This is a genomic window from Nonomuraea cavernae, from assembly GCF_040655715.1.
In the GTDB taxonomy this organism is placed as follows: Bacteria; Actinomycetota; Actinomycetes; order Streptosporangiales; family Streptosporangiaceae; genus Nonomuraea; species Nonomuraea cavernae_A.
This window is the reverse complement of record NZ_JBFAKL010000034.1, coordinates 1-26,007: the sequence shown is the minus strand read 5'-3', so window position 1 is coordinate 26,007 and position 26,007 is coordinate 1. Positions and strand designations below refer to the sequence as shown.

Here is a 26,007-nt window from a genome sequence, read left to right as displayed (position 1 = left end):
TCCCGATTATCGTGGCTGAGGCAGGATCGCGGCGATCTCGCCATAGGTCGCTATCGGTGGCGCAGCCCCACCCTGTACGGCGAGCACGGCGGTCAGCGCGCCCCGCAGCGAGGCCCGGTACAACAGCGACCCGGTGCTCACCCTGGCCACCCCGGCGCCGGCCAGCTCCGCCAGCGTCGGCCCGTCCGGCTGGTACAGCACGTTGACCGGCAGCGACGTGCTCTCCACCACCCCGGCGATCTCCTTCAGATCGGTCAGACCGGGCACGAAGACGCCGTCGGCGTGCCCGTACGCGCTCACCCGCTCCCGAGTGTCGCCGGTCCCCAGCCAGCACGTGTCCGTACGGGCGTTGACGAACACGCCGTGGCCCAGCGCGCCCCCGATGATCTCGCGCTGGGTCTCGATCGGGCGCAGCGTGCCGTCAGGGCGGCCGTCCTCCAGGTTGACGCCCGCCACACCCAGCGCGGCCAGCGTCGCGACCAGGTCGGACACCTCGGCCGGGTCGTCGCTGAAGCCGCCCTCGACGTCCACGGTGATCGGCACGCCGAGGCCCGTGAGCTTCCCGGCCAGCTCGATCGTCTCGGCCTTCGTGGCGCCCGCCGCGTCGGGCTTGCCGTGCACGGCGGCCACGCCGAGACTCGTGGTCCCGATCGCCGCGAACCCGTGGGCCGCCAGCACCGCCGCCGAACCGTAGTCCCAGGCGTTGGGCAGCAGCAGCGGATCGCCTGGCCGATGCAGGTCACGAAATCTCACAACTCCTCCGATCCATCGACTTCGGCCGCATCGACTTCGGCCGTGTGGATCCCGGCCGTGTGGATCCCGGCTCCCTCCGAACTGGCACGCAGCCGGACGTCGAGCACTCCGGCCGCCAGCGCCAACGCGTGCGCCGAGCCGGGACAGGGCCGTACCCCGGCGCCGAACGTCAGGTGCGGCGTCGGCCCCCGCGAGCCGTCGAACCGCCCAGGATCGGCGAACACCCCGGGATCCCGGTTCGCGGCCACCAAGTCGATCACCACCTCGTCCCCGGTCACCCGGTCGACCCTGCGTGTGACCTGGAGCGGCGGATCATGCCGCAACGTCTCGTGCAGCAGTCCGCCGACGCCCCAGTCCACCGGCCCGGAGGCGGGCTCCTGGCGCCGGTGATTTCCGCGGTGATCGTGCTCGGGCGCGCCGCTTCCGGCGGAGGCGTGGGCCAGGGCGTTGCGGATCAGTCCCTCCGTGGCGGCGTGCGCCTGGAGCAGGATCGTCAGCACGGCAACGCCGTCGCCGTAATGCTGGTCGCTGTCGTCGCTCACGTCGCTCACGTCGGCAGCGTCGGCGGCGCCGGCGGCGTGGAGGTCGGCGGCGTGGTGGTCGGTGGTGAGGAGGGAGAGCAGCGAGGCGACCGCGGCGTCCGCGGCGGGACTCTCCTCGCCGGACAGGTAGCCGGCCGCCACGGCCTCGACCAGCGGCACGGGGACGGGAACCCCGAGCGCCGCGGCGAGCACGGCCGTGGGAACCCCCTCCCAGGATCCGCCGCGTGCCAGGGTCGCGTCGCGGGCGGCCCGTCTCAGCGCGGCCGGGTCGACCGCGGCCAGCCGTTCGACCAGCGCCCGCCGCCGCTCCGCGTGCACCTGCCCGCTGCTGAACCTGGAGACCCGCTCCCGCAGCCAGCCCAGCGTGTACGGCGCAGCCCCCCGGCGCACGGGCGGCGGCACGTAACGAGGGTCGGAGAGGATCGCGACGGCCTCGTCGTGACGTGTGATGACCATGCGGCCCACGCTAGGCCGGGATCCCTTCGTCCCCCGTCGAAGCATGTCAGGCGGCGAGACGACGCTCAGAGCGCTCGCTCCGCCGGCCGGGCTCGGCGACGGCGGCGGCAGCGACGGGCCGGGCACGCGCGGACGTCAACGCCATGACCACGATCAGCCCGATCTCCGACAGCACGAGACCGCGTTCGAGCAGCCCGTAGTAGGCGCCCCCGTTGATCAGGGACGAGACGAACGAGCCCGGATGCGCGGCCAGGTAGGCGGCCAGCGTCAGCCCGGACGTCAGGCTGACGGCCCTGACCAGGTTCCAGCGCGGCAGGACCTCGCGCGCCCTGGCCAGCGTCCACCCGGCGACGGGCAGCGCGGTGAAGACGACGGCGGCGGACCACCGGTGGATCTCCCCGCCCAGCGAGTTGACCTCCGAGAAGGCGGGATCGGTGGGGAAGAGGGCGCTCAGCATCAGACCCGCCGCGGTGGCCAGCAGCAGCACCCGGGTGGCGGCGGTGCGGGCGGCCTCGCGGGCCGCCAAGCCGTACGCCAGGAACAGGCAGGCGGCCGCGAGGGCCAGCATGCCGATCAGCACGGGCGTCATGCCACCGGGGACGAGGGCGTAGTCGCTGATCAGCGTCTGTCCGGGCAGCGTCACCTCCGTGTAGGTGAGGCAGGCCGTGGCGGCCAGGGCGCTGAGCACGGTGGCCCAGGTGGTGCCTCTGGGGGTCATCGCGTCACCTCGTCGTAGATTTGCTCGAACCGGGCGAGTGAGGTCTGGTGGTCGTGCGTCAGGGCGAGCTCGCGGCTGGCCCGGCCGAGACGGGCGCGCAGCTCGTCGTCGGTCAGGATGGCGGTGAGGTGACCGGCCAGCCCCATGACGTCGCCGGGCTCGAACAGATAGCCGTTGCCGTTCACCAGGTGCGGCAGCGCCATCGCGTCGGCCGCGACCACCGGCAGGCCGCTGGCCATGGCCTCCAGGGTGGCGATGCTCTGCAGCTCGGCCACCCCCGGCATGGCGAAGACGTCGGCCGCGGCGAACGCCTGGGGCATGTTCTCGTCGGCCACGAAACCGAGGAAGGACACCCGCTCGCCGATCCCGATCCGTCCGGCCAGCCGTTCCAGCTCCGCCCGCTGACCGCCCTGCCCGACGATCGCGACCTGGGCGTCGGTGTCGTTGAGCACGTACGGCAGTGCGCGCAGCAGCTCGGTGAGGCGCTTCTCCTCGTCGAGCCGGCCGACGAACAGCACGGTGGGGCGGTCGGGCAGCCCGAACAGCTTGCGCGCCCACGCCTTGGGTTCGGCGTGCGGGCGGAACCGGGCCAGGTCGATGCCGCAGGAGACCGGCTCCACCTCGCGGGTGAAGCCCTTGTCGCCGAGCAGCTTGGCGGCCAGTGGCGTGGGCGTGGTGACGCGGTCGGCGCGGCTGAAGATCCGGCTGAAGTCGCGCCAGGCCAGCCGGCCGGCCCGTTCCCTCAGCCGGTCGGGGATGTGTCCGAACTGGAAGAGGTTGTCCGGCATGAAGTGGTTGGTGGCCACCACCGGCACCCCGCGGCGGCGGGCGGCGGCGATGGCGGCCCGGCCGACCACGAAGTGGCCCTGGGCGTGCAGCACGTCAGGGGCGATGGCCGACACCAGACGGTCCAGCCGGGTCGGGACCGCGACCCGCATGGTGGGGTGGACGAGCAGCGGAGCCGAGCGCAGCCGGTGCACGATCACGTCGTCGACCACCTCGGTGGTGGCCGGTCCCTCGTCCGACTGGCAGATGACGTGCACCTCGTTGCCGCGGCCGGCCAGGCCCGTGGCCAGGCGGTGGGTGAAGTAGGCGGCGCCGTTCACGTCGGGCGGATAGGTGTCGGTGGAGATCAGCACCCGGCGCGGGCGTGAGGGGACGGGGGCGAGGTCGGGGACGTCGGCGACGGTGCTGTGCAGGGGCATGGCCATGGGGAGGACTCCAGTTGGGAGGCGCCGGCCGGCCGGGGGCCGGAGCGCGGGTCACGAGGAAGGGGGGACGTGATCGGGCTGGTCAGTGGCGAGCCTCCAGCGGGGTGGTCCTGGCCAGCGCGACGGTCCCCGCCGCGGCCAGCGCCGCTGCGGCGACCGGGATGACACCCGTCGGCAGCGGCTCGCCGAGCAGCAGCGCGCCGAACGCGACCGCGGTGAGCGGGTCGGCGATCTGCAGCGAGGCGAACGAGACGCCGAAGTGGCCGACGGCGTAGGCCCGCTGCAGCATCGCCAGCGCCAGCAGCGCGGGCACCGGCAGGGCCAGCAGGTACCACCAGTTCCAGGTGCCGTCCACCAGCACCCGCACGAGCGTGGCGGTGGCGCCGTAGAGCACGCCCGAGCCGGTGGCCAGCAGCGCGGCCCGGCCCGCCGCGGAGGCGATCTTCGAGCCGGCCCACAGCAGCACCGACGCGGCGCCGGAGACGGCCAGCAGCGTGACCACCCCGGACGGGCCGAGGTGGGTCGGCCCGTCCGACTCGGGCACCAGCAGGACCAGGCCGATCAGCCCGGCCGCCACCACGCCGGCCGCGGCCAGCTCACGGCGCGAGGGCCTGCGGCCGTGCAGCGCGGCCGCGATGGGCAGCGCGAAGAGGAGGCTGGCCACGCCCATGGGCTGCACGACGGTCAGCGGGCCCAGCCCGAGAGCGACGATGTGCAGGCCGCCGCCGGTCAGGATGGACGCTCCGCCGATCAGCCAGCGCGGCTTGCGCAGCAGCGCACGCAGCCCGGCCGTGGTGCCGGCCGCCTCGTGCTGCTGCAGGGCAGCCCCGAGCGCGAAGAACAGCGAACCGACCAGTGCGATCACCGCGGCCAGCGCAGTCATCCCGACTCCTCTCAGCTGGATGGTTACCGGGCAGGGTCAAACGGACGTGTCCGCCGGGAGGCGCTCCGGGGAAGCCTGGATGGCGCGTCGGCGCCGGATCCAGCGCACGGCCTCGACGACCCCCGTGACGGACAGCGCGACGCCGAGGCCGAGCAGCAGCCCCTTGAGGGGGTCGTTCTCGAAGGCCATCCCGCCGAAGAACCCGATCAGGCCGGAGTACACCGCCCACGAGGAGGCGGCGATCGCGTCGAAGAAGGTGAACGAGCGCAGCGGATACTCGACGGCGCCCATGGTCAGGGTGGTGGCGGTGCGCCCGCCCGGGATGTAGCGGGCGACCACGAGGACCTGCCCGCCCCGCACGGCCAGTGCTTTCCGCGCCCAGACGAACGGCCCGCGCTCGCGCAGCCTGCCCGCCGACCGGTAGCCCAGCAGGTAGGAGACGTGGTCACCCGCGAACGCGCCGAGGGCGGACACGAGCATCACCAGCGCCAGATTCGTCTCCCCGGACGCCGCGAACACCCCGGCGGTGATCACGGCCGTCTCGGCGGGCACGACCGGAAAGAACCCGTCGAGCAGGGCCAGCGCGAACAACGCCACGTACAGCCAGGGTGACGACATCGCCTGCTGGACCAGGTCCAGGACGGCGTGCGACATAAGCGAGAACTCCGATCGTCGGGGCAGTATGTAAAGCCTGTCTGCGCGCGACCCGTACGACATCGGGGACACCCCCGATCGAACGCGGGATCCATCCCCGAGAGAGATCAGGGCTCCCGCCCCCTGAACCCTCGTCAGGGCCGGCGTCGCGAACGCCGGTGACATGTTCGATCAAACCGCCTGGGACGGCTGAACACAGGAGTGCACGTATCCGCATTCGTGGTGGGGCTGGCCCTACCGCGGTAGAGGATCTCGCCCCACCTCCACCTCGCGGAGCAGTCGCGCGAGGATGTGCGGACATATGCGGGGAGACACCCCGGCGAGCTGACCGCCGAGGGGATCGCGGGCAGGACAGCCGCCCGGTGGCGACGGCCTGGCAGCGGGATGCCGGACGGTGGACCGGCTATGACGCCGACGTACCTCGACGATGCATGGACGTTAAGGAATGTGCTGAAGCAGGTGCCACACCGGTCAAGAATCGAGAAGCGTGGCCCTCCACACCGCACCTAGCGTTGCCCGCATGCACATCACCGTTCACTCCAGCGTCCTCCCGCATGACGACCCCCTGCTACCGCGACACTCCCGGTAAGGAGTCACCTATGGTCCTCAAGCTCGACGTCATCACCCTCGGGGCGCCCGAGGTGCGGGCCGCGCGCGGGTTCTACGCCACCGCGTTCTCACCCGCCATCGCCGACGACGGTGACTCGGTGAGCCTCGACCTGCACGGCACCGGGCAACTCGAACTGTCCGAGATGGCGAACCTCGCCGCCGGCGTGGGCGCGGCACCGGCGACCTCCGGGTTCCGCGGCTACCTGCTGACCTACACCGTCAACCAGCCCACCGAGGTCAAGATCCTGATGGACGCCGCCGTCCGCAGCGGCGCGGAGGTTCTCAAGCCCGCGAAGAAGGCCCTGTTCGGTTCGTTCTCAGGGGTGTTCCGGGCACCGGACGGCGCCATCTGGAAACTGGTGAGGCCACCAACAAGGACACCGGACGCGCAGCGGAAGCTCCGTTGCCGACCGAGACCACCGTCATCCTCGGCGTCTCCGCGCCGAAGGCGTCCAAGGTCTTCTACGAAGCCCTGGGCATGACGACCGACCGGGACTACGGCAACAAGTACATCGACTTCCTCCCAGCCAAGGCGGCCGCCAGGCTCTGCCTGATGGAACGCGGAGTCCTCGCGAGAGACGCGGGCACCACCAAGGAAGGCGACGGCTTCCCGGCGATGGTCCTCACCCACACCGCCGAGTCCCATACGGAAGTCGACGCCCTCCTGACGGCTGCTGCCGCCGCTGGCGGCCGCGTCACGGCCACCGCCGCGGACGGACGTTCCGGCTACTTCACGGATCCGGACGGCTTCCTGTGGCGAGTGACGCACTGAGCCCCGCCAGTCATGCACCTGTCCGATCCGGAGTACGTTCCGCGCCTTGGACCGACCCCGGACGGACTGTGCGGAAGATGACCACGACAACCGACAAAGGAGCAGAACGTACGATGAGCGCTGAATCGAAAGCCAGTGAGAAGAACAAGCGGAGCAAGGCCTCTGGCGAGGGCTTCTCCGAGGGAGAGCGGACCGCCATCAAAGAGCGTGCCGCGGAGCTGAGGGCGGATGCTCGCCGGAGCAGGAGCGCGGACAAGGCGGCAGCAGATGAACGAGACGTGCTCGCCAAGATCGCCGAGATGGCGCCACCGGATCGCGAGCTGGCCGAACGCGTCCACGCCATCGTCATGACCGCCGCTCCGGACCTGGCGCCGAAACTCTGGTACGGCCAGCCCGCCTACTGCAAAGAGGGAAAGCCGGTGTGCTTCTTCCGCAGCGGCAACGTGGACAAGCAGCGCTACTCCTCGTTCGGCTTCAGCGTGCAGGCGAACCTCGACGACGACGACGGCATGTGGCCGACGTCTTACGCCCTGACGGAGCTGAGCGAAGCCGGCGAGGCGAAGATCAGGGACCTGGTGAAGAAGGCGGTGAGCTGAGGTTCCCGGCCGCCTTGTCGGCGGCCGGCCCCGAACCCGTCCCAGCCCGGCACTATCAGCGCGGACCAGAGGACGGTTCCTTCGAGAGAATTCCCGCTATGGAGCCAAGCTCAGGGCTTTCGCGTCAGCAGCCTTCTGTCCACTGGCCTGAAATGCCATGACACTATCGTGAGCGCTAGAAGAAAGAGCGCCGGAAGCAGCTGATACCAGGCGTCGCCTGAGGCGATATGCGAGAACATCCCTCCCGTGAGCAGGAAGAAGAGGCCCGCATATGCCCATTCCTTGAGTAGCGGGTATTTGGGGAGAAGAATCGCTACCGCCCCCAAGAGTTTCCATAAGCCGAGTATCGTCAGAATATAGGTGGGGTATCCCAGCTCCACGATGCCCCATGCATAGGGCGGCGCCAACGCCCCTTCGCCTTCCGTCCTCAACAATTGCTGAACCCCGGAGCCGGTCAATCCCGATGCGAGCCCAACAGTGGAAAGCCAGTAGATGATCTTGTGCTTGCTCGCCATATCGCATTGACTCCTTGCCGACTTGATCTCCATGGCCACATGCGCTGCCGCTTGCGCTCGGACAGGCGTTTTGCTTGTCCTGATGCGGCGCACTCGTCAAGTTATTGCGAGCCTGTCGGTCCGCGCTTCTCGATTCTTGATCGATCCGACCCGCGCCGACCGACCGGTCGGGGCGCCGAGGTCTTCGGCACCTGGGGGGGCTGATCCAGCGCTCAGGCGTGGGCCACGTGCAGGCGGCGCAGCAGTCGCTTGAAGGCGAAGATCGAGAAGGTGATCGCGAGCCCGCTGATCACGGCCACGGCTGACGTCCGCAGCAGCATGAAGGTGCCGAGCGACTGGTGCAGGGCCAGCCAGATGCTCACCGTCGAGTTGGCCAGCAGCACGAACGCCCACAGCAGCGTGATCCTGGCGAAGAATCTGCGTACCCGCTCGTGCCGGAGCACCGCCGACGGCAGGTGGATGTAGTCGAGCGTGAGCTTCTGCACGAGCGGCCGGTTCAGCCGCACCGAGGCCAGGAACGCCATGCTGATGCAGATCGTGCCGAGCTCGGGCTGGATGAAGTAGACCACCCAGCTCCCGGTCCAGAACCCCACGGCCGCCCGGGCGGTGATCGCGATCGCGGCCAGGATCATCGTGGCCGGCACCCGGATTCCTTTGATCAGCCGCCACGCCACCCCCAGGTAGACCCAGGAGACGGCCGCGATCAGCGCACCGGTGAGACCCAGCACCGCGAGGGCCACGTAGAAGACGGCGAGCGGCGCCACCACTCCTTCGAGCAGCCGGGGGATCGCCTGACGCGCGAGCGTGCTGAGGCGTGGCAGGGCCACCGGGGCATGGTTCAAGGCTACTCCGCAGATAGGTCGATGACCGGCGACTACCCGGGCTTCGGAGGACCAGGCTTGCCGGATGGACCGCTCGGGGTTACCTCAAGGTCACCCCGGCGCGTGTGGCGGTGCACCGCGGGCTTACCGTACCTGACGGATAGCGGGGCCGCTGCCTCTTTTGGCGCGCTCCAACTGAGTCGATCTACCCGGACAAATCACCACACATCCCGTACGACTCCCGCGCCGGGCGGCCACCTGCCCGCGGCCTGCGGCTCCGGCTCAGCTCAGCGACGTGGTGGCGAGCTTGGCCCCGAAGCCGAGGAACACCGCGCCCACCCCTGAGGTGAGCCCGGCGCCCAGGCGGCGGCGCGAGCGGAACTGGCGGGCCAGGAAGGTGCCGCCGAAGATCAGGGCCGTCAGGTAGAGAACGCTGAAGACCTGGATGATCGCCCCCAGGATGAGGAACGACAGCGCAGGCGTGGCGTAGCCCGGGTCGACGAACTGGATGAAGAACGAGACGAAGAACAGGATCGCCTTCGGATTGAGCAGGCTGATCGTGAGTGCCTTGCGGAACGGCCGCGGATGCCGGGAGACGACCGGCGGCCCGGCCGTCTCGTCGGCCGACGGCTCGGCGCGCCAAGCCCGCCAGGCGCCATGGATCATCTGGAAGCCGATCCACGCCAGATACCCGGCGCCCGCGTACTTCACGATCGTGAACAGCACCGGGTTCGACCGCAGCAGCGAGGCCGCCCCCGCCGCGGCGAGCGCCATGAGCACGGTGTCACCGACGAACACGCCCGCCGCGGCCCGGTAGCCCTGGCGGACGCCCTGTTGTGCGGCGAGGCTGAGCACGTACACCGAGTTCGGGCCCGGCAGCAGGATGATGAAGAACGCGCCGGCGATGTACGTCCAGAGGTCGGTGATACCGAAGAACATGCTGGTAGCTCCCGGAGAAGTGATGACAAGTCACGATAGCCGGGAGCGCTTGCCGGCCGCTCTCCCGGGAGCCGGTGACCCGCAACCTTGAGCGTTCAGAAATCCACGGTTCCGGCCTGGGGTTAAATCGGACGAAAGGTCCCGACCTGGACAGGAAGACCGGACGGAGAATTGGGTCTTTCCCGGCACAAGGATGGTCCTCACTCTCGGTTCAGACGCGTGTCAACACCTAGCCCGCGCGTTCGAGGAGGACAGGGTGCGACATCGATTGGTCATCCTGCTGGCCGTCCTGGGACTGATCTGCCTGACCGGCGCCACCGGGGCGGGAGCCTCTGCCGAACCACCGCCGAACAGGCTGTATCGGGTGGAGGGGCCGGCCAACGCCCAGCAACGCAGCGCAGTGGCCGCGACGGGCGCGGCGATCGACGAGGTGGCGCAGGGCTCGGTCCTCGTCACCGCCACGGAAGCCGAGGTCTCCGCGATCAAGAAGCTCGGCTACCGGGTCTCGGAGGTGCCGCGCCCGTTACCCTCGTCCGGTGTCGGGACCTTTGACTTCCCGCCGGCGGACTCGGCCTACCACAACTACGCGGAGATGACGGCGAACATCAACGCCCTCGTCGCCGCCCGTCCCTCCATCGCGAGCAAGTTCGTGTACGGCACGTCGTACGAGGGCAGGCAACTGATCGGCGTCAAGATCAGCGACAACGTGGGCACGGACGAGGCGGAGCCCGAGGTGCTCTTCACGGCGCACCAGCACGCCCGCGAGCACCTCACGGTCGAGATGGCGCTGTACATCATGCACCTGCTGGCCGACAACTACGGCACCGACACCCGGATCACCAACCTGGTCAACAGCCGGGAGATCTGGATCATGCCGGACCTCAACCCCGACGGCGGCGAGTACGACATCGCCACCGGCAGCTACCGCTCCTGGCGCAAGAACCGGCAGCCCAACAGCGGCTCGTCCGCGGTCGGCACCGACCTCAACCGCAACTGGGCCTACAACTGGGGCTGCTGTGGCGGCTCCTCGGGCAGCACCTCCAGCGACACCTACCGCGGCGCGGCGGCCGAGTCGGCGCCCGAGGTCAAGGCCGTGGCCAACTGGGTGCGCGGCCGCGTGGTCGGCGGCGTCCAGCAGCTCAAGGCGCACATCGACTGGCACACCTACAGCGAGCTGGTCCTGTGGCCGTACGGCTACACGTTCAACGACACCGCGCCGGGCCTGACCCAGGACGACCGCGACGCGCACGCCACCCTGGGCCAGAACATGGCCTCGACCAACAGCTACACCCCCGAGCAGGCCAGCGACCTCTACATCACCGACGGCACCATCAACGACTGGCTGTGGGGCGCGTACAAGATCTTCACCTACACGTTCGAGATGTACCCGGTGGGTTCCAGTCCGGGCTTCTACCCGCCCGACGAGCAGATCGGCCCGCAGACCACGCGCAACAGGGAGTCCGTGCTCCGCTTCCTCGAATACTCCGACTGCGTCTACCGGATCATCGGCAAGGAGTCGCAGTACTGCGGCACCGGCACCCCGCCCGTGACCGTCTACTCCGACACCTTCGAGACCGCCACGGGCTGGACCGTCAACCCGGGTGGCACCGACACCGCGACCTCCGGGCAGTGGGAGCGCGGTGACCCCGAGGCGACCACCTCCTCCGGGGCCAAACAACTCGGCACCACGGTCAGCGGCAGCAACGACCTGGTGACGGGCCGCCTGGCGGGCTCCTCTGCCGGGACGTACGACCTCGACGGCGGCGTCACCTCGATCCAGTCGCCGCCCATCACGCTGCCCGCCGGAGGCTCGCCGAGCCTGTCGCTGTCGTGGTATCTCGCGCACGGCTCCAACTCCTCCAGCGCCGACTACCTCAGGGTCAGGGTGGTGGGCAACACCACCACGACCGTGTTCCAGCAGGCCGGGGCGGCGTCCAACCGCAACGGCGCCTGGAGCGTGGCCACGGCGAGCCTGAGCGCCTACGCGGGTCAGACGATCCGCATTCTCATCGACGCGGCCGACGCGTCGGGCGCCTCTCTGGTGGAGGCGGGCGTCGACGACGTGCGCATCACCCAGTAGGTCCGTTCCGTACGGCGAAGGGGGCCACCCGCCGCACCCGGCGGGTGGCCCCCTGGCGTTGTTTGGGTCTTGTCAGGATTCGTTGTCAGGGCTACCATCGCGACAACTCTTAGGAAAGTTTCCTAAAGAAAAGCCCACCGGCTGCCCTCAGATGGCCCGTTCCCCGGGAAGCGGGCCGGCACGGCTCGCGTTCTCACCCCCCGGCGCGAGCCGTGCGGCACGCCATCATCCCGGACCCGCACCCCCCAGGGAATGCCATGAGATTTCGTCGCATGTTCCTCGCCTTGGCCGCCGCCCTGGCCATGATCGGAGCCGGGCTCGTCACCGGCGCACCGGCCGCCAACAGCGCAGCGGTCTTCGCCGCGCCCCAGTGGCAGGCCTGGACCTCCTACACGGCCGGCACCCGGGTCACCTACAACGGCGTCGACTACGAGTGCGTCCAGAGCCACACCTCCCAGCCCGGCTGGGAGCCCCCCAACGTGCCCGCGCTGTGGAAGGTCGTCAGCGGCGGCCAGAACCCCGGCGTGCCCTCCACACCCGGCACTCCCAGCGTGACGGGCACCACCAACAGCTCGATCTCCCTGTCGTGGGGCGGCTCGTCGGGCACCGTCACCGGCTACCGCGTCTACGAGGGCGGCACGGTGCGGGCCACCGTCACCGGCACCTCGGCGTCGATCGGCTCGCTGGGCACCTGCACCACGCACACCTACACCGTCAGGGCGTACAACTCGGCGGGCGAGTCGGCGGCCAGCGGGCAGGTGACCGGCACGACCAGCGGCTGCACGGGCGGCGGAGGCGGCAGGATGCCCGGCGCGCCCTACCTCTACATGGGCTGGGGCAACCCGCCCGCGCCCGCGAGCGTGATGAGCGCGACCGGCGTGAAGTCGTTCACCATGGCGTTCATCCTGTCGAGCGGCGGCTGCACCCCCGCCTGGGACGGTCAGCGCCCGCTGACCGGCGGCGCCGACGCGCAGGCCATCTCCGCGATCAAGAACGCGGGCGGCAGCGTGCAGATCTCGTTCGGCGGCTGGCAGGGCAACAAGCTCGGCCCCAACTGCGCCACCCCGGCCGCCTTCGCCGGCGCCGTCCAGCAGGTCATCAACGCCGTCGGTCCCGCCGTGGTCGACTTCGACATCGAGAACACCGACGAGTTCGAGAACTACACCGTCCAGGACCGCATCCTCAACGGCCTCAAGATCGTTAAGCAGAACAACCCGAACGTGAAGGTCGTCGTCACCTTCGGCACCACCACGAGCGGCCCCAACGCGCACGGCGTCCGGCTGATCAACCAGTCGAAGGCGCTCGGCGTGCCGATCGACAACTACACGATCATGCCGTTCGACTTCGGCAGCTCCAACATCTACCAGGACACCGTCAACGCCTCGGAGGGCCTGAAGAACGCCCTGAAGAACGCCTTCGGCTGGACCGACGCCCAGGCGTACGCCCGGATGGGCATCTCCGGCATGAACGGCCTGTCCGACCAGCAGGAGCTGACCACCCCGGCCACCTGGACCCAGATCAGGGACTGGGCCAAGGCCAGGGGCCTGACCAGGCTCGCCTACTGGTCCGTCAACCGCGACCGCTCCTGCCCCGGCGGCGGCGTGGTCTCCAACTGCAGCGGCATCTCCCAGAGCGAGTGGGAGTTCACCAGGATCACCGCCGGCTTCTAGCCGGGCGATGACCGCGCGGACTACCTCAGCACGACCAGCTGAGTCGGTTTGACGGGGAGGCCCGGGCCCGGCGGCCGGTACGTCGGCAGGGCCTCCCCGTACTCGTGCATCCACGCGTGATCCACCAGCAGTCGCATCCGCCTCTCGACGGAGAGCGCCTCGGCGGCCGGCCCGGCCGCCTCCACCGGGGCGGGCTCCACGTGGTCCACCGCCAGCTTGGCCACCGCGTCGGCCACCAGCCGGGCGTCGGGCGGGGCCAGATCGCACAGGTCGTCCGGCCCGATCAGCAGCTCCACCTCGGGCGGCATCGGGTAGATCGGCCGGGGGATCGCCAGCACCCGCGGCGAGGGCGCCATCGGCAGCCCGTCACCCACCGCCTCCAGCAGCACCGACCGCGGCGTGCGCCCGCTGAGCACTCCGTCGGCCAGCGGCCAGCACAGCCGGCCCACGTTCGCCTCGTCCTCGCCGCCCGCGTGCAGGCACAGGTACGGCACCAGCGGCACGCCGGTCCCGCCGCCCGGCTGCGCCCAGCCGTTCTCGCAGCCGGTCAGCGCCAGCAGCGCCAGCATCGCCCGGTAGGCGGTGTCGGCGTGCGCCGTCTCCAGCCGTCCGGGCACGATCACGCAACGCCCGCCGGTCTGCTCGGCCGTGGCCCCCAGTTCTCGCGCCGCCTTGATCGTGCGCCCGGCCGGCACCCCCGTCAGCGCCTCCTGCCAGGCCGGCGTGTACGGCTCGCGCCGGTCGTCGTAGTCGCCGGGCCAGCAGCCGGGAAGCCCGTCGCGGACCACCCCGTACGCCGCGAGCAGCAGGTCGTACACCGTCGTGGCCAGGTGCTCGCCGTCGCGCACCACCGGAACACCCCGGTTGAGCACCCCTGGGCCGTCGTCGAAGCGGGGCAGCAGCACCTCGACCGCGTCGCCGCCGTACACGCTCAGCCGCTCCGCGGGCCGCCCCACCACGCCGTCGGCCACGAAGCCGCCGCCGCGCTCGCGCAGCCGCACCAGGAACGGCAGGTCGGTGCGCCGCATCGCGTGCGAGGCGAACGCCGGCCGGTCCAGGAAGAACTCCTTGAGCAGCACGTGGCCCATGGCCATCGCCAGGGCGCCGTCAGTGCCGGGCCGCACCACCAGCGTCTCGTCGGACAACCGCGTCGGATGCGGGCCGATCGCGACCACCTTCTGGCCCTTGTAGCGGCCCGCGATCACCCAGGGCGTGTCGGGTGTACGGGCGAGCCGGTTGTTCTCCCCCCACAGCATCACGTGCGCGGCGCGCGCCCAGTCGTCGGCCCGCGGCCCGCTGAAGTCCCGCCCGAGCATCTGCAGCGGGGCGCTCGGCTGCTCGGTCAGCACCGCGCCACCGAGGTCGCCGACCAGCCCGGCCAGCGGCGACGTGGCCAACGCGGCCACCCGGTCGGCGCCGTGCTCGGCGGCCGTGTGCACGATGGCGGCGGCGGTCAGCTCGGCCGCTGTGCCCTCGTCGAGCGGAACCCGGCGTTCCCCGCGGGCCCGCTGGTACAACTGCGAGTTTCCTGTGAGTTTCGCCCAGGCGGCGACCGGGTCGCGAAGCCCGACTTTCACCTCGAAATAGAGCCTGACCAGTGCCTGGTTGACGTGCGATCCCCCCATGGGAAAAGTTCAGCACAGAGGGTGATGGTCTATCGCGGTACGACCCGCCATGTCGGGTTAAGAATCTCTAGGCCAAGTCGCAGCATCCAGAGGAGTACGGCAGGCTAGTGCCGCCATGGATTACGCAGTTCTTACGGGGATTGTCCTCGTTGCCGGAGTCGTATTCGCCCTGATTGCCCAGTGGCGCGACTGGAGACCACCTCTCCTCGTCGCCATCCTGGTGGGGGTGGCCGTACGCGTGTTGTTGCTGTTCACCGCAGCCAACGACTCCTGGCAACCCGTCGACTTCGTCGAGAGTTTCCGGCCGGCGGGCGAGGCCGTGCTCAACGGCGAGGACCCGGTGCTGGCCAGCGAGGGCGGCTGGCACTTCCTGCCGACGATCCCCTACGTCTACGGGATCCTGCTCTGGTTCGGCATCCCCTGGGAATACGCCGGCCGGCTGGTCACCGTGGTCGCCGACATCGTGCTGATCCCGCTGGTGGCCAAACTGGCCGGCGGCCCCAAGGCGTCGCTGCGCGCCCTGCAGTACGCCCTCAACCCGCTCGCCCTGCTCGTCGCCTCCATCCACGGCCAGGTCGAGCCCGTCGCGCTGGTCTTCGGCGTGGCCGCCTTCGTGGTGGCGCGCGGTCCCGGCTCGCCCGACCGCGTCGGCGTCACGACCCACGTCGCCGCCAGGGCGCGGCGGGGCGTGCTGGCCTACGGCTGGCCCACCGCGCTGCACCGGGTGCTCGGCCCCGGCGGCATGCTGCGCCGGGCCCTGCTGCCCGGGCCCACCGACCGGGCCGACCTGAAACGAGCCGCGCTGGCCGGGCTGCTCATGGGCCTGGCCCTGTGCGCGAAGAGCTGGCCGATCTGGCTGATCCCCGGCATGCTGCTGCTCCTGCCACACCTGCGGGCCAGGATCGTGGCACTCTTCACCACCGGCGTGGTGCCCCTGTTCTTCCTGGTCACGCTGCCGATCTTCGCGGGCACCCGGCTCGACCAGATCCCCGACGTCATCAACACCATCCGCGACATCCGGCCGATCGTCGGCGAATGGGGCTGGACCCCCCACTTCACCGGGGGCGACTGGGCCCTGAGGGCCGACCTGGCCTCGTTCGGCACCAACCTCATCTACCTCTGCGTCATAGCCGTGGTGCTGATCTGGCGGCGCGCCGACCCGATCGACATGACCACGGCCATCCTGCTGATCTTCATGGTCGTCACCCCACGGCTCGGCGCCCAGTACCTCCTGTGGTTCATGCCGTTCCTGATCGCCCGGCCCACCAGGTTCGCCTGGCCGGCGATCATCGGAGTCTCGTTCTGGGCGGCGTACGGCTACCTCTATATGACGCAGTTCGACGTCAACACCTGGTGGGGGCTGCACGCCGACTGGTCCCGCGCGTCGATCGTGCTGCTGCCGCTGCTGGTCCTGGCCATGCCGTGGGGCCGCCGCGATCCGGCGGCCCCACAGCTCGCCCCGCCCGTCAAGACGCCCGATCCGTCAGCGAACTAGCCGGTCCCACAGGACGATCCACTGGTCGGGATGGACGTGGCCCACCACGGCCCCGCGGGCGATGCCGGCGGCGGCGAGGGCCGCGTCCACCCCCTCGTAGCGGGTCCTGAGCGAGGCGCGCAGCGACCCGCCCACCCCGCCGAACCCCAGCTCGACCAGCCGCTGGTAGTCACGGCGCGAGCCGACCAGCGGCTCCGGACGGCGCTCGATCCGCAGGATCGCCGAGTCGACCGACGGCACCGGCCGGAAGCTCTCCCTGCCGATCCGGTCGCCCAGTCGCCAGCTGAACCACGGCCACGACTCCACCGTCACCAAACTCCAGCGGCCGTAGTCGCCGGAGCGTTTGCGGGCGTACTCCAACTGCGTCACCAGCGTCGCCGAGGTGAGCGCCGGAGCCCGCAGGCACCAGTGCACGATCTTCGACGTCGCCGAGTAGGGGATGTTGCCGACCACCGCGAACGGCTCGCGCGGCGGCCGGGCGGCCGCGAAATCGCCCCTGACCACCTCGATCCGCGGATCGTCGCGGGTCTGTGAGGCGAGCCGTCCGGCGAGCCTCGGGTCGATCTCGTAGCCGACGACCCGTGCCCCGGCCTCGGCCAGCGCCCTGGTCAGCACGCCCTCGCCCGAGCCTGGTTCGAGCACCAGCCCGTCCGGGTCTGCTGCCTTGACCACCAGTTCCAGAGCCCGCCCGTCGACCAGGAAGTTCTGCGACAGGACGCGCCTGGCCCGATCACGGGACGTGCGGGCGCCGCCGTTCCGGGCGGCCTTCCCCTGGGTGTGCGAATAGTTTCCGTGCGCGAAATTCTGCGCCACAGCTGCCCTTCCGGGTCCTCGAGATGAATGGATCTCTCGAAGGGCCCTGGGCGCGCCTGCGGACGCCTTACCTGATGAACGCGTCCGCTAGCGGGCCAGAGCCCGGCTGTGCCGCAGACGCATGAAGAAGGTCATTGCGTGTCCATACATGCCGGACAGGCTAGGCAACGGCGAGAACACGGGCAACGCATTAAATCGCGGCTCAGCCCCGGAACCCGGCCTGGACCGGGGCCTGAAAACGCGGCGGCTTTGAGCCGGCATTGAGCTCGCCGGGGTAGACCTTGCTCATGGACCGTCCGGCCAGGGTGCTCGTCGTGGACGACGAGCCGAACATCCGAGCCCTGCTCTCCCAGACGTTACGGCTTGTCTCGTTCGAGGTCAGGACCGCCGAGACCGGCGCGGAGGCGGTGTCGGCGGCCAGAGAGTTCGCCCCCGACATCGTGGTGCTCGACGTGATGCTCGAGGACATCGACGGGTTCGAGGTGGCCAGGAGGCTCGGAGAGCGCATCCCCGTGTTGTTCCTGACCGCCCGCGACACCGTCGAGGACCGCGTCCAGGGGCTCACCCTCGGCGCCGACGACTATGTGGCCAAGCCGTTCAGCCTGGAGGAGGTCGTGCTGCGGATCCGGGCCATCCTGCGGCGCAGCCGTACCGAACCCCGGCGTGACAGCGTGCTCCGCTACGCCGACGTCGAGCTCGACGCCGACGCGCACGAGGTGCGGCGCGGCGGCGTGCTCGTCGAGCTGTCGCCCACCGAGTTCAAGCTGCTCGAATACCTGCTGACCAACGCGGGACGGGTGGTCAGCAAGGCGCAGATCCTGGACAGCGTGTGGCGCTACGACTTCGACGGCGACTCCAGCATCGTCGAGTCGTACGTCTACTACCTGCGCAAGAAGATCGACAGGTGGGAGCCGCAGCTCATCCACACCGTGCGCGGCGTCGGCTACACGTTGCGGATCCCCCGGTGAACCCCGCCGGCTGGAGCCTGCGCACCCGGCTCGTCATGGCCATCCTCGGGCTCACCACGATCGCCCTCGTGCTGGCCAACGTGATCGGCATCGCGCTGCTCCGCGACCACCAGCTCCGCCGCGTGGACGAGCAGCTCGACGCCCTGGTCCCGGTCGCGGCCAAGGCCGTTCCGTTGCGCCCGGTCCCCGCCGGCGCCGAGAGCGTGCCCCTGGGCGAGCTGCTGGCCAAACGGTTCGCCTCCGTGACCAGGATCTACGTCTACTCCGCCGCCGGCAGGCTGGTCAGCGAACTGCCCGGCGGCTCGCAGCCAGGCCCCGACCTCACCGACGTGCACCTGGGCGACCCCTACACCGTGCCTGGCACCGAGGGCCCGTCCTGGCGGCTGAAGGCGACCACCCCCTCCGGCGGCGGCACCGTCGTCCTCGCCCAGTCGCTCGCCGAGATCGAACAGACCCAGACCTCCCTCGCCGCCATCGCCTTCGCCGTCAGCGCGCTCGTGCTGCTCCTGCTCGGCCTCGCCGCCGACGCCGTCGTCCGGCTCGGCCTGCGCCCTCTGACCAGGATGGAGCGGACCGTCGGCCAGATCGCCCGCGGCGACTTCGCCAGCCGCGTTCCCGCGCCCGAGCCGCACACCGAGGCCGGCCGCCTCGGAACGGCCATGAACGTCATGCTCGACCGCGTCGAGTCGGAGATCGCCGCCAGGACCGCCTCGGAGTCACGGATGCGCCGCTTCCTCGCCGACGCCTCCCACGAACTGCGCACACCCCTCACCTCCGTACGCGGTTTCGCCGAACTGCACCGCAGAGGCGGCGACGACCCCGACGAGACGATGCGCCGGATCGAGGGCGAGGCCGCCCGGATGGGCGTGCTCGTCAACGACCTGCTGACCCTGGCCCAGCTCGACCAGGAACGCCCCCTGGACCGCGCCCGGGTCGACCTGCTGGAGATCGCCGCCGACACGATCCGCGACGCCCGCGCCCGCGTCCCGGGCCGGCACGTCAGGCTGACCGGCCTCGGCGGCGGGCTTTCTCCCGTCTCGGTCGTCGGCGACGAGGTCAGGCTCCGCCAGGTCGCCGCCAACCTGGTCGGCAACGCCCTCACCCACACCCCCGACGACGCGGCCGTCACGGTCAGGGTCGGCGGCTCGGGCGGCGTGGCCGTGTTCGAAGTGGCCGACACCGGGCCCGGCGTGCCGCCCCAGCACGCCCCGCACATCTTCGACCGCCTCTATCGGGTCAGCCGGGGCAGGTCCAGGTCCGCCGGAGGCGCCGGGCTCGGCCTCGCCATCGTGGCGGCCATCGTGCACGCCCACGGCGGCCGGGTCGAGCTCGAGACCGCGCCGGGTGACGGCGCCACCTTCCGCGTACTCCTACCTCGCTCCAAGGCGGCTCCCAGCTCACTCTGAGGGCAACTCGGCACATTCGGGGGCATGAGACGAATCCTCGTCGCCGCCGCGCTGGCCCTGGCCACCGCCGCCTGCGGCGCCCAGCAAGGGGGAGCGGACGTCGCCTCGGTCACCGCCGCCTCCGGCGGCCCCACGACCGGCGCCTCGCCCACCGCCACCACCGATCCGCAGGAACAGAGCCGGAAGTTCGCCCAGTGCATGCGCGATCACGGCATCGACATGCCGGACCCCGAGGCCGGCGGCGGCCTCATACCGCCCGCCGCGAAGAACGCCGACATGGAGAAGGTCAAGAAGGCCGCGGTGGCCTGCCAGGAGTTCTCGCCGGTCAAGGAACGCGGGAGGCTCACTCCGGAGGACCTGGACAGGATGCGCGCGTTCACCGCCTGCATGCGGGCGAACGGCGTCGACCTGCCCGACCCCGACCCGGACGGCGGCTTCGGCGGCCGGACGGGACGTATCAAGCCCAACGATCCGGCCTTCCGGAAGGCGTACGAGGCGTGCCGGAGCACCTTCCCCGAGCTGGGGAGAAAGCGGTGACCGAGCCGAAGGAGGATAGGCGGCAGGCGGCGCGAGCCCTGCCGCCGCACCGCCGCCGCCCGCTCAGGGTGGCCGCGTGGACGGGCGGCGCGGCGCTGCTCGCCGCCGCTGTCGCCGCAGCCGCGGTGGGCGTCGGCGGTGACGGATCCGGCACGACCGTCGCCGCCCGCACCCCGCCGGCCACCGCCCAGGTGACCAGGACGACACTCACCGAGACCAGGACCGTAAACGGCACGCTCGGCTACGGCGAGAGCGTGACCGTCACCGCCAGGTCCCAGGGCACCATCACCTGGCTACCCGCCGAGGGGGCCACCATCACCCGGGGCAAGGCCGTCTACAGCGTCGACGCCGACCGCCGCCCCCTCCTGTACGGAACCATGCCGCTCTACCGCACCCTGGAGAACGGCGTCCACGGCAAGGACGTCGAGCTGCTCGAACGTAACCTCCGCAAGCTCGGGCACGTCGGCTTCGACGCCGACGGAGCCTTCACCTGGGCCACCCGTGAGGCCGTCGAGAACTGGCAGGAGGACCTCGGCCTCGACGTCACCGGCACGGTCGAGCCCGGCGACGTGGTCGTGGCCGACGGCCCGCTCCGCGTCGCCGAGCACAGGACGACGCTCGGCGCCACCGCGAGCGGGCCCGTGCTCACCGCCACCGGCACCACCAGACAGGTGCTGGTCGACCTGGACGTGGCCGACGAGCACCTGGTCAAGCGCGGGATGAAGGCCACGGTCGAGCTGCCCGGAAGCGCCACCGTCAACGGCGAGATCACCGGCGTGGGCAAGGTCGCCACCGAGACCGGCACCGGAGCCGAGGCCGCCACCACGGTCCAGGTCACCGTGTCGGTCAGCGGGGTCGAGCGGTCCTTCGACGCCGCGCCCGTCGAGGTCACCTTCGTGGCCGTGCGGCGTGAGGACGTGCTGGCCGTACCCGTCGGGGCGCTGCTCGCCCTCGCCGAGGGCGGCTACGGCGTACAGGTGGTCGACGGCGCGGGCACCCGCTACGCCGCCGTCGAGACCGGCCTGTTCGCCGACGGCCAGGTGGAGATCACCGGCATCCAGGAGGGCACCACCGTGGCGGTGCCGACGTGATCGCCGAACTCCATGACGTCAGCAAGGCGTACGGCGAGATCGCCGCGCTGCGCGGCGTCTCCATGGGCATCGATCACGGCGAGCTCGTCGGCATCGTCGGGCCCTCCGGCTCCGGCAAGTCGACCATGCTCAACACGATCGGCACCCTGGACCGGCCGACGAGCGGCACCGTCACGATCGCCGGGCACGACGTGCTCACCCTCACCGACCGGCGGCTGTCGGCCCTGCGGGCGCACCTGATCGGCTTCGTGTTCCAGCAGTTCCATCTCGCCGCCGGCGTGTCCGCGCTGGACAACGTCGCCGACGGGCTGCTGTACGCCGGGCCCCCGCTCCGCGAACGCCGCCTGCGCGCCCTGGAGGCACTCGAACGCGTCGGACTCGGACACCGGCTCGGCCACCGCCCGCACGAGCTGTCCGGCGGCGAACGGCAACGGGTCGCGATCGCCCGCGCCGTCGTGGGCGACCCGCGGCTGCTGCTGGCCGACGAGCCGACCGGCAACCTCGACTCCCGCTCCGGCGCCGGCGTGATGGATCTGCTGCGCGAGCTGAACGCGGGCGGCACGGCCGTGGTCGTCATCACCCACGACCGCGCCATCGCCGCCTCGCTGCCCAGGCAGGTCGAGATGCTCGACGGCCACGTGGTGGACGGGGGGCGGGCATGACCCTCCTCACTCCAGCCCGCCTGCGCCCTCGCGACGTCGTCCGGGTGGGTGGATCGGGCCTGCGAGCCCGACCGCTGCGGGTGTTCCTGTCGGCCCTCGGCATCGCCATCGGCATCGCAGCCATGCTCGGCGTCGTCGGCATCTCCGCCTCCAGCCAGGAGGACCTGAGCCGGCAGCTCGAAGCCCTGGGCACCAACTTGCTCACCGTCTCACCCGGCCAGACGCTCTTCGGCGAGAGCTCCCACCTCCCCGTCGAGGCCGAAGGCATGATCGAGCGAATCGGCCCCGTCGTCTCGGTCACCGCCACCGGCACCACGCCGGCCAAGATCTACCGCAACGACCACATTCCCGAGACCCAGTCGGGCAGCATCTCCGTCTCCGCCGCCCGCCTCGACCTGCCGCGCGACGCCGGAGCCCAGGTCGTCAGCGGCGCCTGGCTGAACGAGGCCACCCACCGCTACCCCGCCACCGTGCTCGGGACCAAGGCGGCCGACCGGCTCGGCGTCGTCCAGGCGGGACCTGGCCAGCGGGTCTGGCTGGGCGGTCAGTGGTTCACCGTCGTCGGCGTGCTCGGCCCTGCCCCGCTCGCCCCCGAGCTCGACACCGCGGCGCTGGTCGGCTGGCCGGTCGCCGAGGAACGGCTCGGCTTCGACGGCTACCCGACCACGATCTACACCCGGGCCCGCGAGGACTCCGTGGTCGCGGTGCGCGACGTGCTGGGCCCCACGGCCAACCCCGGAAAGCCGAACGAGGTAGAGGTGTCCAGGCCGTCGGACGTACTCGCCGCCAAGCAGGCCACCGACGCCACGCTCAACGCGCTGCTGCTCGGGCTGGGCGGCGTCGCCCTGCTGGTCGGCGGCGTCGGCGTGGCCAACACGATGGTGATCTCCGTGCTCGAACGCCGGGCCGAGATCGGGCTACGCCGCTCCCTGGGCGCCACCCGGGGACAGATCCGGCTGCAGTTCCTGGCCGAGTCACTGCTGTTGTCGGCCATCGGCGGCGTCGGCGGCGTCGCCCTGGGCATCGGCGTCACCACCGCCTACGCGGGGTTCCAGGGCTGGCCGGCGATCGTGCCCGTCTGGGTGATGCTCGGCGGCGTGTTCGCCACCCTGGTCATCGGCGGCGTCGCCGGCTTCTACCCGGCCGTACGGGCCGCGCGCATGTCGCCGACGGAGGCCCTGGCCACCCCCTGACGCCGGCTGCAGGCGTGTCCGATTCCGACAAGAGACCTCAGCCCCTCGCCGGTTACGTTGGCGGCCATGGACACACGAGATCAGGCGGAGAGATACCTGCAGGTGCACGGGCGGCTGCTTGACAGGCTCAGGTTCGAGGCGCTGTTCGCCGGCGGGTCACGGGAGCGGGTGCTGGCCGCGCTGCGGTGCTACCAGAACTCCGATGGCGGGTTCGGCAACGCCCTCGAACCCGACCTGCGCGGCGCCGGCAGCCAGCCCGAGCCGGTCGAGGTGGCGTTCTGGATCCTGGACGAGCTCGACGCCTTCTCCGACCCGATGGTGCCCGCGGCCTGCGACTACCTGCGGTCGGTGACCGCTGCCGACGGCGGCGTGCCGTTCGTGCTGCCCAGCGTGCGCGACACGTTCCGGGCTCCCTGGTGGAACACCGGCGACGATCCACCTGGCAACCTGATCCCGACCGCCTCGATCGCGGGACTCCTGCACGAGCACGGCATCGAGCACCCGTGGCTCGGCCCCGCGACCGAGTTCTGCTGGGCGGCCATCGCGGACGTGGAGCGCACGAACCCGTACCAGGCCCGGGCGATCGTCACGTTCCTGGACCGGGTTCCGGACCGCCACCGGGCCGAGGCGGAGTTCGGCAGGCTCCGCGACGCCATCCTGGAGACCGTGGCGTTCGACCCCGGCACCCCCGGGGCCGCGCACTTCCCGCTGGACTTCGCGCCGTCGCCGCTCCGGCTGCCGCTGTTCGACACCGAGACCCTGGACCGGCACCTGGACGCGCTCCTTGCCGCCCAGTCCCCGGAGGGAGGGTGGAATGGCAACTGGGAGATGTGGACCCCGCTGGTCGAGCACGAATGGGGTGGCCACGTGACGGTGGGGTGCCTCAAGACCCTGCGCGACTACGGCCGTCTGTCCCCCTGAGCGGGCCCGCCGCGTTTCTGTCGGTGGGTTCGCCTAGCGTGGAGGCATGTACGAGGAACGGCCTCCCGCGCCGTGGCTCGCCGAGCGCGTCGCCTGTGAGTGGAGCCAGGTCGCCGAGACCGACACGACCCAGCTGGTGGTGCCCGACGGATGCGTCGACCTCATCTGGGGGCCTGACGGGCCCTTCGTGGCCGGTCCCGACACCGGTCCGATGCCCACCTCGATGCGCGCGGGAGACACGTTCACCGGCATCCGCTTCAAGCCGGGCGCCGCGGGCGAGGTGTTCGGTGTGCCGGTCCACTGGCTGCGCGACCAGCGGGTGCCGCTGACCGACCTCGACGCGCTCCCCGAGCTCGCGGTGGAGATTCCGGAAGAGCGTCTGCGGGCCATGCGGGCGGCGATCACCGTCCGGCTCCGGCAGACCTCACCAAGCGACCCGGCGGCTCCGGCCATCGTGGCCGCCCTGCGTTCGGGGCTGTCGGTGCACGAGGTCGCCTGGCAGCTCGGTTACAGCGAGCGGCAGTTCCATCGCCGGAGCGTGGCAGGGTTCGGCTACTCACCGAAGACGTTGCAACGGATCGTCCGGTTCCAGCGTGCGCTGCGGCTCGCCCGATCCGGGGTCCCTCTCGCGGAGGTGGCGTTGATCTCGGGGTACGCCGATCAGGCGCATCTGTCTCACGAGGTCAAGAGGCTGAGTGGGGTGTCCCCGCGCCGTCTGGCGGCTTAGCGTCCGCGGGTGGGCCGCCCGACATGAGAGCGGCCGCCCACTTCGCGCGGGGGTCGCTGTCGACCAGCACCGCGCGGGTGAGCAGGCTCAGCGGGATCGCGAGCAGAGCGCCGAGTGGGCCGAGGACGAATGCCCAGACGATCAGCGAGATGAACGTCATCGTGGTGGACAGCCCGACCGCGTCACCGAGGAACTTCGGCTGGATGAACGACTGGATCACGACGTTGATGACGATGTACGCGGCGATCACCAGCAGCATTTGCTTGGGGCCGTGGTCGAGCAGGGCGAGCATCGCGGGCGGGATGAGTCCGAGGACGAAGCCGATGTTGGGGATGTAGTTGGTGATCAGCGCGAGGACACCCCAGAGCAGTGGCAGCGGCACGTTCAGAAACGACAGGGCGACCACGTCCAGCGCCGCGCAGATCAGACCGAAGATCGTGGAGACGATCAGATAGCGCCTCGTCTTGTGCGCGAACGTGGCGAGCGCGGTCACCAGCTGTGGCTTTCTGCCTTGGCCGGTCGACAGGATCCTGGCCGTCGAGGGCGCGTCGAGGCACATCGCGAGCAGCAGCACCACGATCAGGAAGAGACTGGACACCACGCCCAGCGTGCTCGACACCAGGGTCTGCGCGATCCCCAGGATCCGGCCGGGGTCGAGCGTCTCCAGGGACTTGTTGATCTGCTCGTTGCTGATGCCATGGCTGGTGGCGAAGTTCCGGCCGTCGACCAGCAACTGCTGAAACTGTTCGGTGTACGTCGGGAGCAGCGAGGCGAGCTGCACGGCCGAGATCGTCAGCACCGCGACCATGGCCAGCAGCACGAGCAGCACGATCAGAAACGGCACCGTCACCTGAAGCCAGGTGGGAGCGCCAAGTCGGCCCAGCCAGGAACGCACCGGCGCGACGGCGATGACCAGCACGAGAGCCAGGATGATCGGGCCGAGAATGGACGCCACCTCGCGCATCCCGAACAACACGATCACCGCGCCGGCGATCCCCAGCAGGACGATGAGCGCTCTGGGCACGGGTTGATCAAGCACGGCCTCTATTTACCCTGGAGAGGCCCGGAACACCTGTCCGGAGCGGGCAATCCGTTGATTTGACGGTTCCGGAGGCGCTGCATAGAGTTCACCAAGCCCGCGAGGACGACGTGATCGTCGGTCCTGCCGAGGGTCACCTTCCTAGCCTGACCAGTGAGCGGATCACCATGTCCGCGACCAGCCCAGTTGACACGGGGCGGGTGCTGGAGTAAGTTGGAGGGGTTGCCCTGGGAACGGGGTGGTGTTCGATTTCTGCTGGTCAGACTGGTTCGGGTGAATTTGACACGGATCTGGGGGGCTGGGAGGATTTG

General features: G+C 70.6%; 26 protein-coding genes. 14 read left to right on the top strand and 12 right to left on the bottom strand.

The window, feature by feature from the left end; genetic code table 11:
* Nucleotides 1–6: 6 nt before the first annotated feature.
* The 6 genes from AB0I38_RS35015 to AB0I38_RS34990 form a co-directional block, all read right to left on the bottom strand.
* Nucleotides 7–753 (bottom strand): isocitrate lyase/PEP mutase family protein, encoded by a 747-nt coding sequence (locus AB0I38_RS35015; protein ID WP_358491068.1) that lies wholly within the window; start codon nt 751–753, stop codon nt 7–9.
* Nucleotides 750–1,751 (bottom strand): hypothetical protein, encoded by a 1,002-nt coding sequence (locus tag AB0I38_RS40450; protein WP_436838808.1) that lies wholly within the window; start codon nt 1,749–1,751, stop codon nt 750–752. Before AB0I38_RS40450 ends, AB0I38_RS35015 begins: the two co-directional genes overlap by 4 nt.
* Before the next feature lie 46 nt (nt 1,752–1,797).
* Nucleotides 1,798–2,469: a DUF998 domain-containing protein gene (locus tag AB0I38_RS35005; RefSeq protein ID WP_358491064.1), complete on the bottom strand. Its 672-nt coding sequence runs from the start codon at nt 2,467–2,469 to the stop codon at nt 1,798–1,800.
* A complete protein-coding gene (locus AB0I38_RS35000; protein WP_358491059.1) occupies nt 2,466–3,680 on the bottom strand; it encodes a glycosyltransferase in 1,215 nt (404 codons plus the stop codon). Before AB0I38_RS35000 ends, AB0I38_RS35005 begins: the two co-directional genes overlap by 4 nt.
* An 82-nt stretch (nt 3,681–3,762) precedes the next feature.
* The gene (locus AB0I38_RS34995; RefSeq protein WP_358491053.1) at nt 3,763–4,563 is read right to left on the bottom strand and encodes a DMT family transporter; all 801 of its coding nucleotides are present in this window, start codon (nt 4,561–4,563) and stop codon (nt 3,763–3,765) included.
* 36 nt (nt 4,564–4,599) lie between these two features.
* On the bottom strand, nt 4,600–5,217 hold the full coding sequence (locus AB0I38_RS34990) for a DedA family protein (RefSeq protein ID WP_358491049.1): 618 nt from the start codon (nt 5,215–5,217) through the stop codon (nt 4,600–4,602).
* Nucleotides 5,218–5,816: 599 nt separating this feature from the next.
* On the opposite strand from AB0I38_RS34990, the gene AB0I38_RS34985 reads away from it, so the two are divergent.
* The 3 genes from AB0I38_RS34985 to AB0I38_RS34975 all read left to right on the top strand — a co-directional run bounded on the left by AB0I38_RS34985 (nt 5,817) and on the right by AB0I38_RS34975 (nt 7,194).
* Nucleotides 5,817–6,308 carry a hypothetical protein gene (locus AB0I38_RS34985; protein WP_358491045.1) on the top strand — a complete coding sequence of 164 codons (492 nt, stop codon included), beginning with the start codon at nt 5,817–5,819 and terminating at the stop codon, nt 6,306–6,308.
* A complete protein-coding gene (locus AB0I38_RS34980) occupies nt 6,305–6,598 on the top strand; it encodes a hypothetical protein (protein ID WP_358491040.1) in 294 nt (97 codons plus the stop codon). Before AB0I38_RS34985 ends, AB0I38_RS34980 begins: the two co-directional genes overlap by 4 nt.
* Before the next feature lie 113 nt (nt 6,599–6,711).
* Nucleotides 6,712–7,194: a DUF1801 domain-containing protein gene (locus tag AB0I38_RS34975; protein ID WP_358491035.1), complete on the top strand. Its 483-nt coding sequence runs from the start codon at nt 6,712–6,714 to the stop codon at nt 7,192–7,194.
* 110 nt (nt 7,195–7,304) lie between these two features.
* Here AB0I38_RS34975 and AB0I38_RS34970 read toward each other — a convergent pair whose 3' ends face one another.
* The 3 genes from AB0I38_RS34970 to leuE form a co-directional block, all read right to left on the bottom strand.
* Nucleotides 7,305–7,709: a DoxX family protein gene (locus tag AB0I38_RS34970; RefSeq protein WP_358491031.1), complete on the bottom strand. Its 405-nt coding sequence runs from the start codon at nt 7,707–7,709 to the stop codon at nt 7,305–7,307.
* Between the two features lie 212 nt (nt 7,710–7,921).
* The gene (locus AB0I38_RS34965) at nt 7,922–8,536 is read right to left on the bottom strand and encodes a VC0807 family protein (RefSeq protein WP_358491027.1); all 615 of its coding nucleotides are present in this window, start codon (nt 8,534–8,536) and stop codon (nt 7,922–7,924) included.
* 276 nt (nt 8,537–8,812) lie between these two features.
* On the bottom strand, nt 8,813–9,469 hold the full coding sequence (gene leuE, locus AB0I38_RS34960) for a leucine efflux protein LeuE (RefSeq protein WP_358491022.1): 657 nt from the start codon (nt 9,467–9,469) through the stop codon (nt 8,813–8,815).
* A gap of 256 nt (nt 9,470–9,725) precedes the next feature.
* On the opposite strand from leuE, the gene AB0I38_RS34955 reads away from it, so the two are divergent.
* Together AB0I38_RS34955 and AB0I38_RS34950 are read left to right on the top strand one after the other, a co-directional pair.
* Nucleotides 9,726–11,549 carry a M14 family zinc carboxypeptidase gene (locus tag AB0I38_RS34955; RefSeq protein WP_358491018.1) on the top strand — a complete coding sequence of 608 codons (1,824 nt, stop codon included), beginning with the start codon at nt 9,726–9,728 and terminating at the stop codon, nt 11,547–11,549.
* A gap of 272 nt (nt 11,550–11,821) precedes the next feature.
* On the top strand, nt 11,822–13,219 hold the full coding sequence (locus AB0I38_RS34950; protein ID WP_358491012.1) for a carbohydrate-binding protein: 1,398 nt from the start codon (nt 11,822–11,824) through the stop codon (nt 13,217–13,219).
* Between the two features lie 20 nt (nt 13,220–13,239).
* On the opposite strand, the gene AB0I38_RS34945 is transcribed toward AB0I38_RS34950, so the two are convergent.
* Nucleotides 13,240–14,844, bottom strand: coding sequence for a molybdopterin-dependent oxidoreductase (locus AB0I38_RS34945; protein ID WP_358491006.1), 1,605 nt, complete (start codon nt 14,842–14,844; stop codon nt 13,240–13,242).
* A 226-nt stretch (nt 14,845–15,070) separates the two neighbouring features.
* On the opposite strand from AB0I38_RS34945, the gene AB0I38_RS34940 reads away from it, so the two are divergent.
* The gene (locus AB0I38_RS34940) at nt 15,071–16,339 is read left to right on the top strand and encodes a hypothetical protein (RefSeq protein ID WP_358491002.1); all 1,269 of its coding nucleotides are present in this window, start codon (nt 15,071–15,073) and stop codon (nt 16,337–16,339) included.
* Here the strand turns inward: AB0I38_RS34940 and erm are convergent.
* Nucleotides 16,328–17,152: an ErmE/ErmH/ErmO/ErmR family 23S rRNA (adenine(2058)-N(6))-methyltransferase gene (gene erm, locus AB0I38_RS34935; protein WP_358490998.1), complete on the bottom strand. Its 825-nt coding sequence runs from the start codon at nt 17,150–17,152 to the stop codon at nt 16,328–16,330. The genes AB0I38_RS34940 and erm overlap by 12 nt on opposite strands.
* A 287-nt stretch (nt 17,153–17,439) precedes the next feature.
* On the opposite strand from erm, the gene AB0I38_RS34930 reads away from it, so the two are divergent.
* The 8 genes from AB0I38_RS34930 to AB0I38_RS34895 all read left to right on the top strand — a co-directional run bounded on the left by AB0I38_RS34930 (nt 17,440) and on the right by AB0I38_RS34895 (nt 24,657).
* Nucleotides 17,440–18,120 (top strand): response regulator transcription factor, encoded by a 681-nt coding sequence (locus AB0I38_RS34930; protein WP_358490995.1) that lies wholly within the window; start codon nt 17,440–17,442, stop codon nt 18,118–18,120.
* Nucleotides 18,117–19,526 (top strand): sensor histidine kinase, encoded by a 1,410-nt coding sequence (locus tag AB0I38_RS34925; protein WP_358490991.1) that lies wholly within the window; start codon nt 18,117–18,119, stop codon nt 19,524–19,526. The genes AB0I38_RS34930 and AB0I38_RS34925 overlap by 4 nt, the downstream gene beginning before the upstream one ends.
* Nucleotides 19,527–19,550: 24 nt before the next feature.
* A complete protein-coding gene (locus AB0I38_RS34920) occupies nt 19,551–20,063 on the top strand; it encodes a hypothetical protein (protein ID WP_358490987.1) in 513 nt (170 codons plus the stop codon).
* The gene (locus tag AB0I38_RS34915) at nt 20,060–21,154 is read left to right on the top strand and encodes a peptidoglycan-binding domain-containing protein (protein WP_358490984.1); all 1,095 of its coding nucleotides are present in this window, start codon (nt 20,060–20,062) and stop codon (nt 21,152–21,154) included. The genes AB0I38_RS34920 and AB0I38_RS34915 overlap by 4 nt, the downstream gene beginning before the upstream one ends.
* Nucleotides 21,154–21,816 carry an ABC transporter ATP-binding protein gene (locus AB0I38_RS34910; protein WP_358491361.1) on the top strand — a complete coding sequence of 221 codons (663 nt, stop codon included), beginning with the start codon at nt 21,154–21,156 and terminating at the stop codon, nt 21,814–21,816. Before AB0I38_RS34915 ends, AB0I38_RS34910 begins: the two co-directional genes overlap by 1 nt.
* A complete protein-coding gene (locus AB0I38_RS34905; RefSeq protein WP_358490978.1) occupies nt 21,813–23,009 on the top strand; it encodes an ABC transporter permease in 1,197 nt (398 codons plus the stop codon). The genes AB0I38_RS34910 and AB0I38_RS34905 overlap by 4 nt, the downstream gene beginning before the upstream one ends.
* 66 nt (nt 23,010–23,075) lie before the next feature.
* Complete coding sequence (locus AB0I38_RS34900) at nt 23,076–23,930, top strand: hypothetical protein (protein WP_358490968.1); 855 nt, start codon at nt 23,076–23,078, stop codon at nt 23,928–23,930.
* Between the two features lie 46 nt (nt 23,931–23,976).
* Nucleotides 23,977–24,657, top strand: coding sequence for a helix-turn-helix domain-containing protein (locus AB0I38_RS34895; RefSeq protein ID WP_358490963.1), 681 nt, complete (start codon nt 23,977–23,979; stop codon nt 24,655–24,657).
* Here AB0I38_RS34895 and AB0I38_RS34890 read toward each other — a convergent pair.
* Nucleotides 24,614–25,696 (bottom strand): AI-2E family transporter, encoded by a 1,083-nt coding sequence (locus tag AB0I38_RS34890; protein WP_358490956.1) that lies wholly within the window; start codon nt 25,694–25,696, stop codon nt 24,614–24,616. The genes AB0I38_RS34895 and AB0I38_RS34890 overlap by 44 nt on opposite strands.
* Between the last annotated feature and the right edge of the window lie 311 nt (nt 25,697–26,007).

Coding starts and splice junctions, on each gene's coding strand:
- AB0I38_RS34920 (WP_358490987.1), top strand. CDS start 19,551: ATGAGACGAATCCTCGTCGCCGCCGCGCTGGCCCTGGCCACCGCCGCC.
- AB0I38_RS34900 (WP_358490968.1), top strand. CDS start 23,076: ATGGACACACGAGATCAGGCGGAGAGATACCTGCAGGTGCACGGGCGG.
- AB0I38_RS34980 (WP_358491040.1), top strand. CDS start 6,305: ATGACGACCGACCGGGACTACGGCAACAAGTACATCGACTTCCTCCCA.
- AB0I38_RS34970 (WP_358491031.1), bottom strand. CDS start 7,709: ATGGCGAGCAAGCACAAGATCATCTACTGGCTTTCCACTGTTGGGCTC.
- AB0I38_RS35005 (WP_358491064.1), bottom strand. CDS start 2,469: ATGACCCCCAGAGGCACCACCTGGGCCACCGTGCTCAGCGCCCTGGCC.
- AB0I38_RS34950 (WP_358491012.1), top strand. CDS start 11,822: ATGTTCCTCGCCTTGGCCGCCGCCCTGGCCATGATCGGAGCCGGGCTC.
- AB0I38_RS34995 (WP_358491053.1), bottom strand. CDS start 4,563: ATGACTGCGCTGGCCGCGGTGATCGCACTGGTCGGTTCGCTGTTCTTC.
- AB0I38_RS34990 (WP_358491049.1), bottom strand. CDS start 5,217: ATGTCGCACGCCGTCCTGGACCTGGTCCAGCAGGCGATGTCGTCACCC.
- AB0I38_RS34985 (WP_358491045.1), top strand. CDS start 5,817: ATGGTCCTCAAGCTCGACGTCATCACCCTCGGGGCGCCCGAGGTGCGG.
- AB0I38_RS34905 (WP_358490978.1), top strand. CDS start 21,813: ATGACCCTCCTCACTCCAGCCCGCCTGCGCCCTCGCGACGTCGTCCGG.
- AB0I38_RS34945 (WP_358491006.1), bottom strand. CDS start 14,844: ATGGGGGGATCGCACGTCAACCAGGCACTGGTCAGGCTCTATTTCGAG.
- AB0I38_RS40450 (WP_436838808.1), bottom strand. CDS start 1,751: ATGGTCATCACACGTCACGACGAGGCCGTCGCGATCCTCTCCGACCCT.
- AB0I38_RS34975 (WP_358491035.1), top strand. CDS start 6,712: ATGAGCGCTGAATCGAAAGCCAGTGAGAAGAACAAGCGGAGCAAGGCC.
- AB0I38_RS34895 (WP_358490963.1), top strand. CDS start 23,977: ATGTACGAGGAACGGCCTCCCGCGCCGTGGCTCGCCGAGCGCGTCGCC.
- leuE (WP_358491022.1), bottom strand. CDS start 9,469: ATGTTCTTCGGTATCACCGACCTCTGGACGTACATCGCCGGCGCGTTC.
- AB0I38_RS34930 (WP_358490995.1), top strand. CDS start 17,440: ATGGACCGTCCGGCCAGGGTGCTCGTCGTGGACGACGAGCCGAACATC.
- AB0I38_RS35000 (WP_358491059.1), bottom strand. CDS start 3,680: ATGGCCATGCCCCTGCACAGCACCGTCGCCGACGTCCCCGACCTCGCC.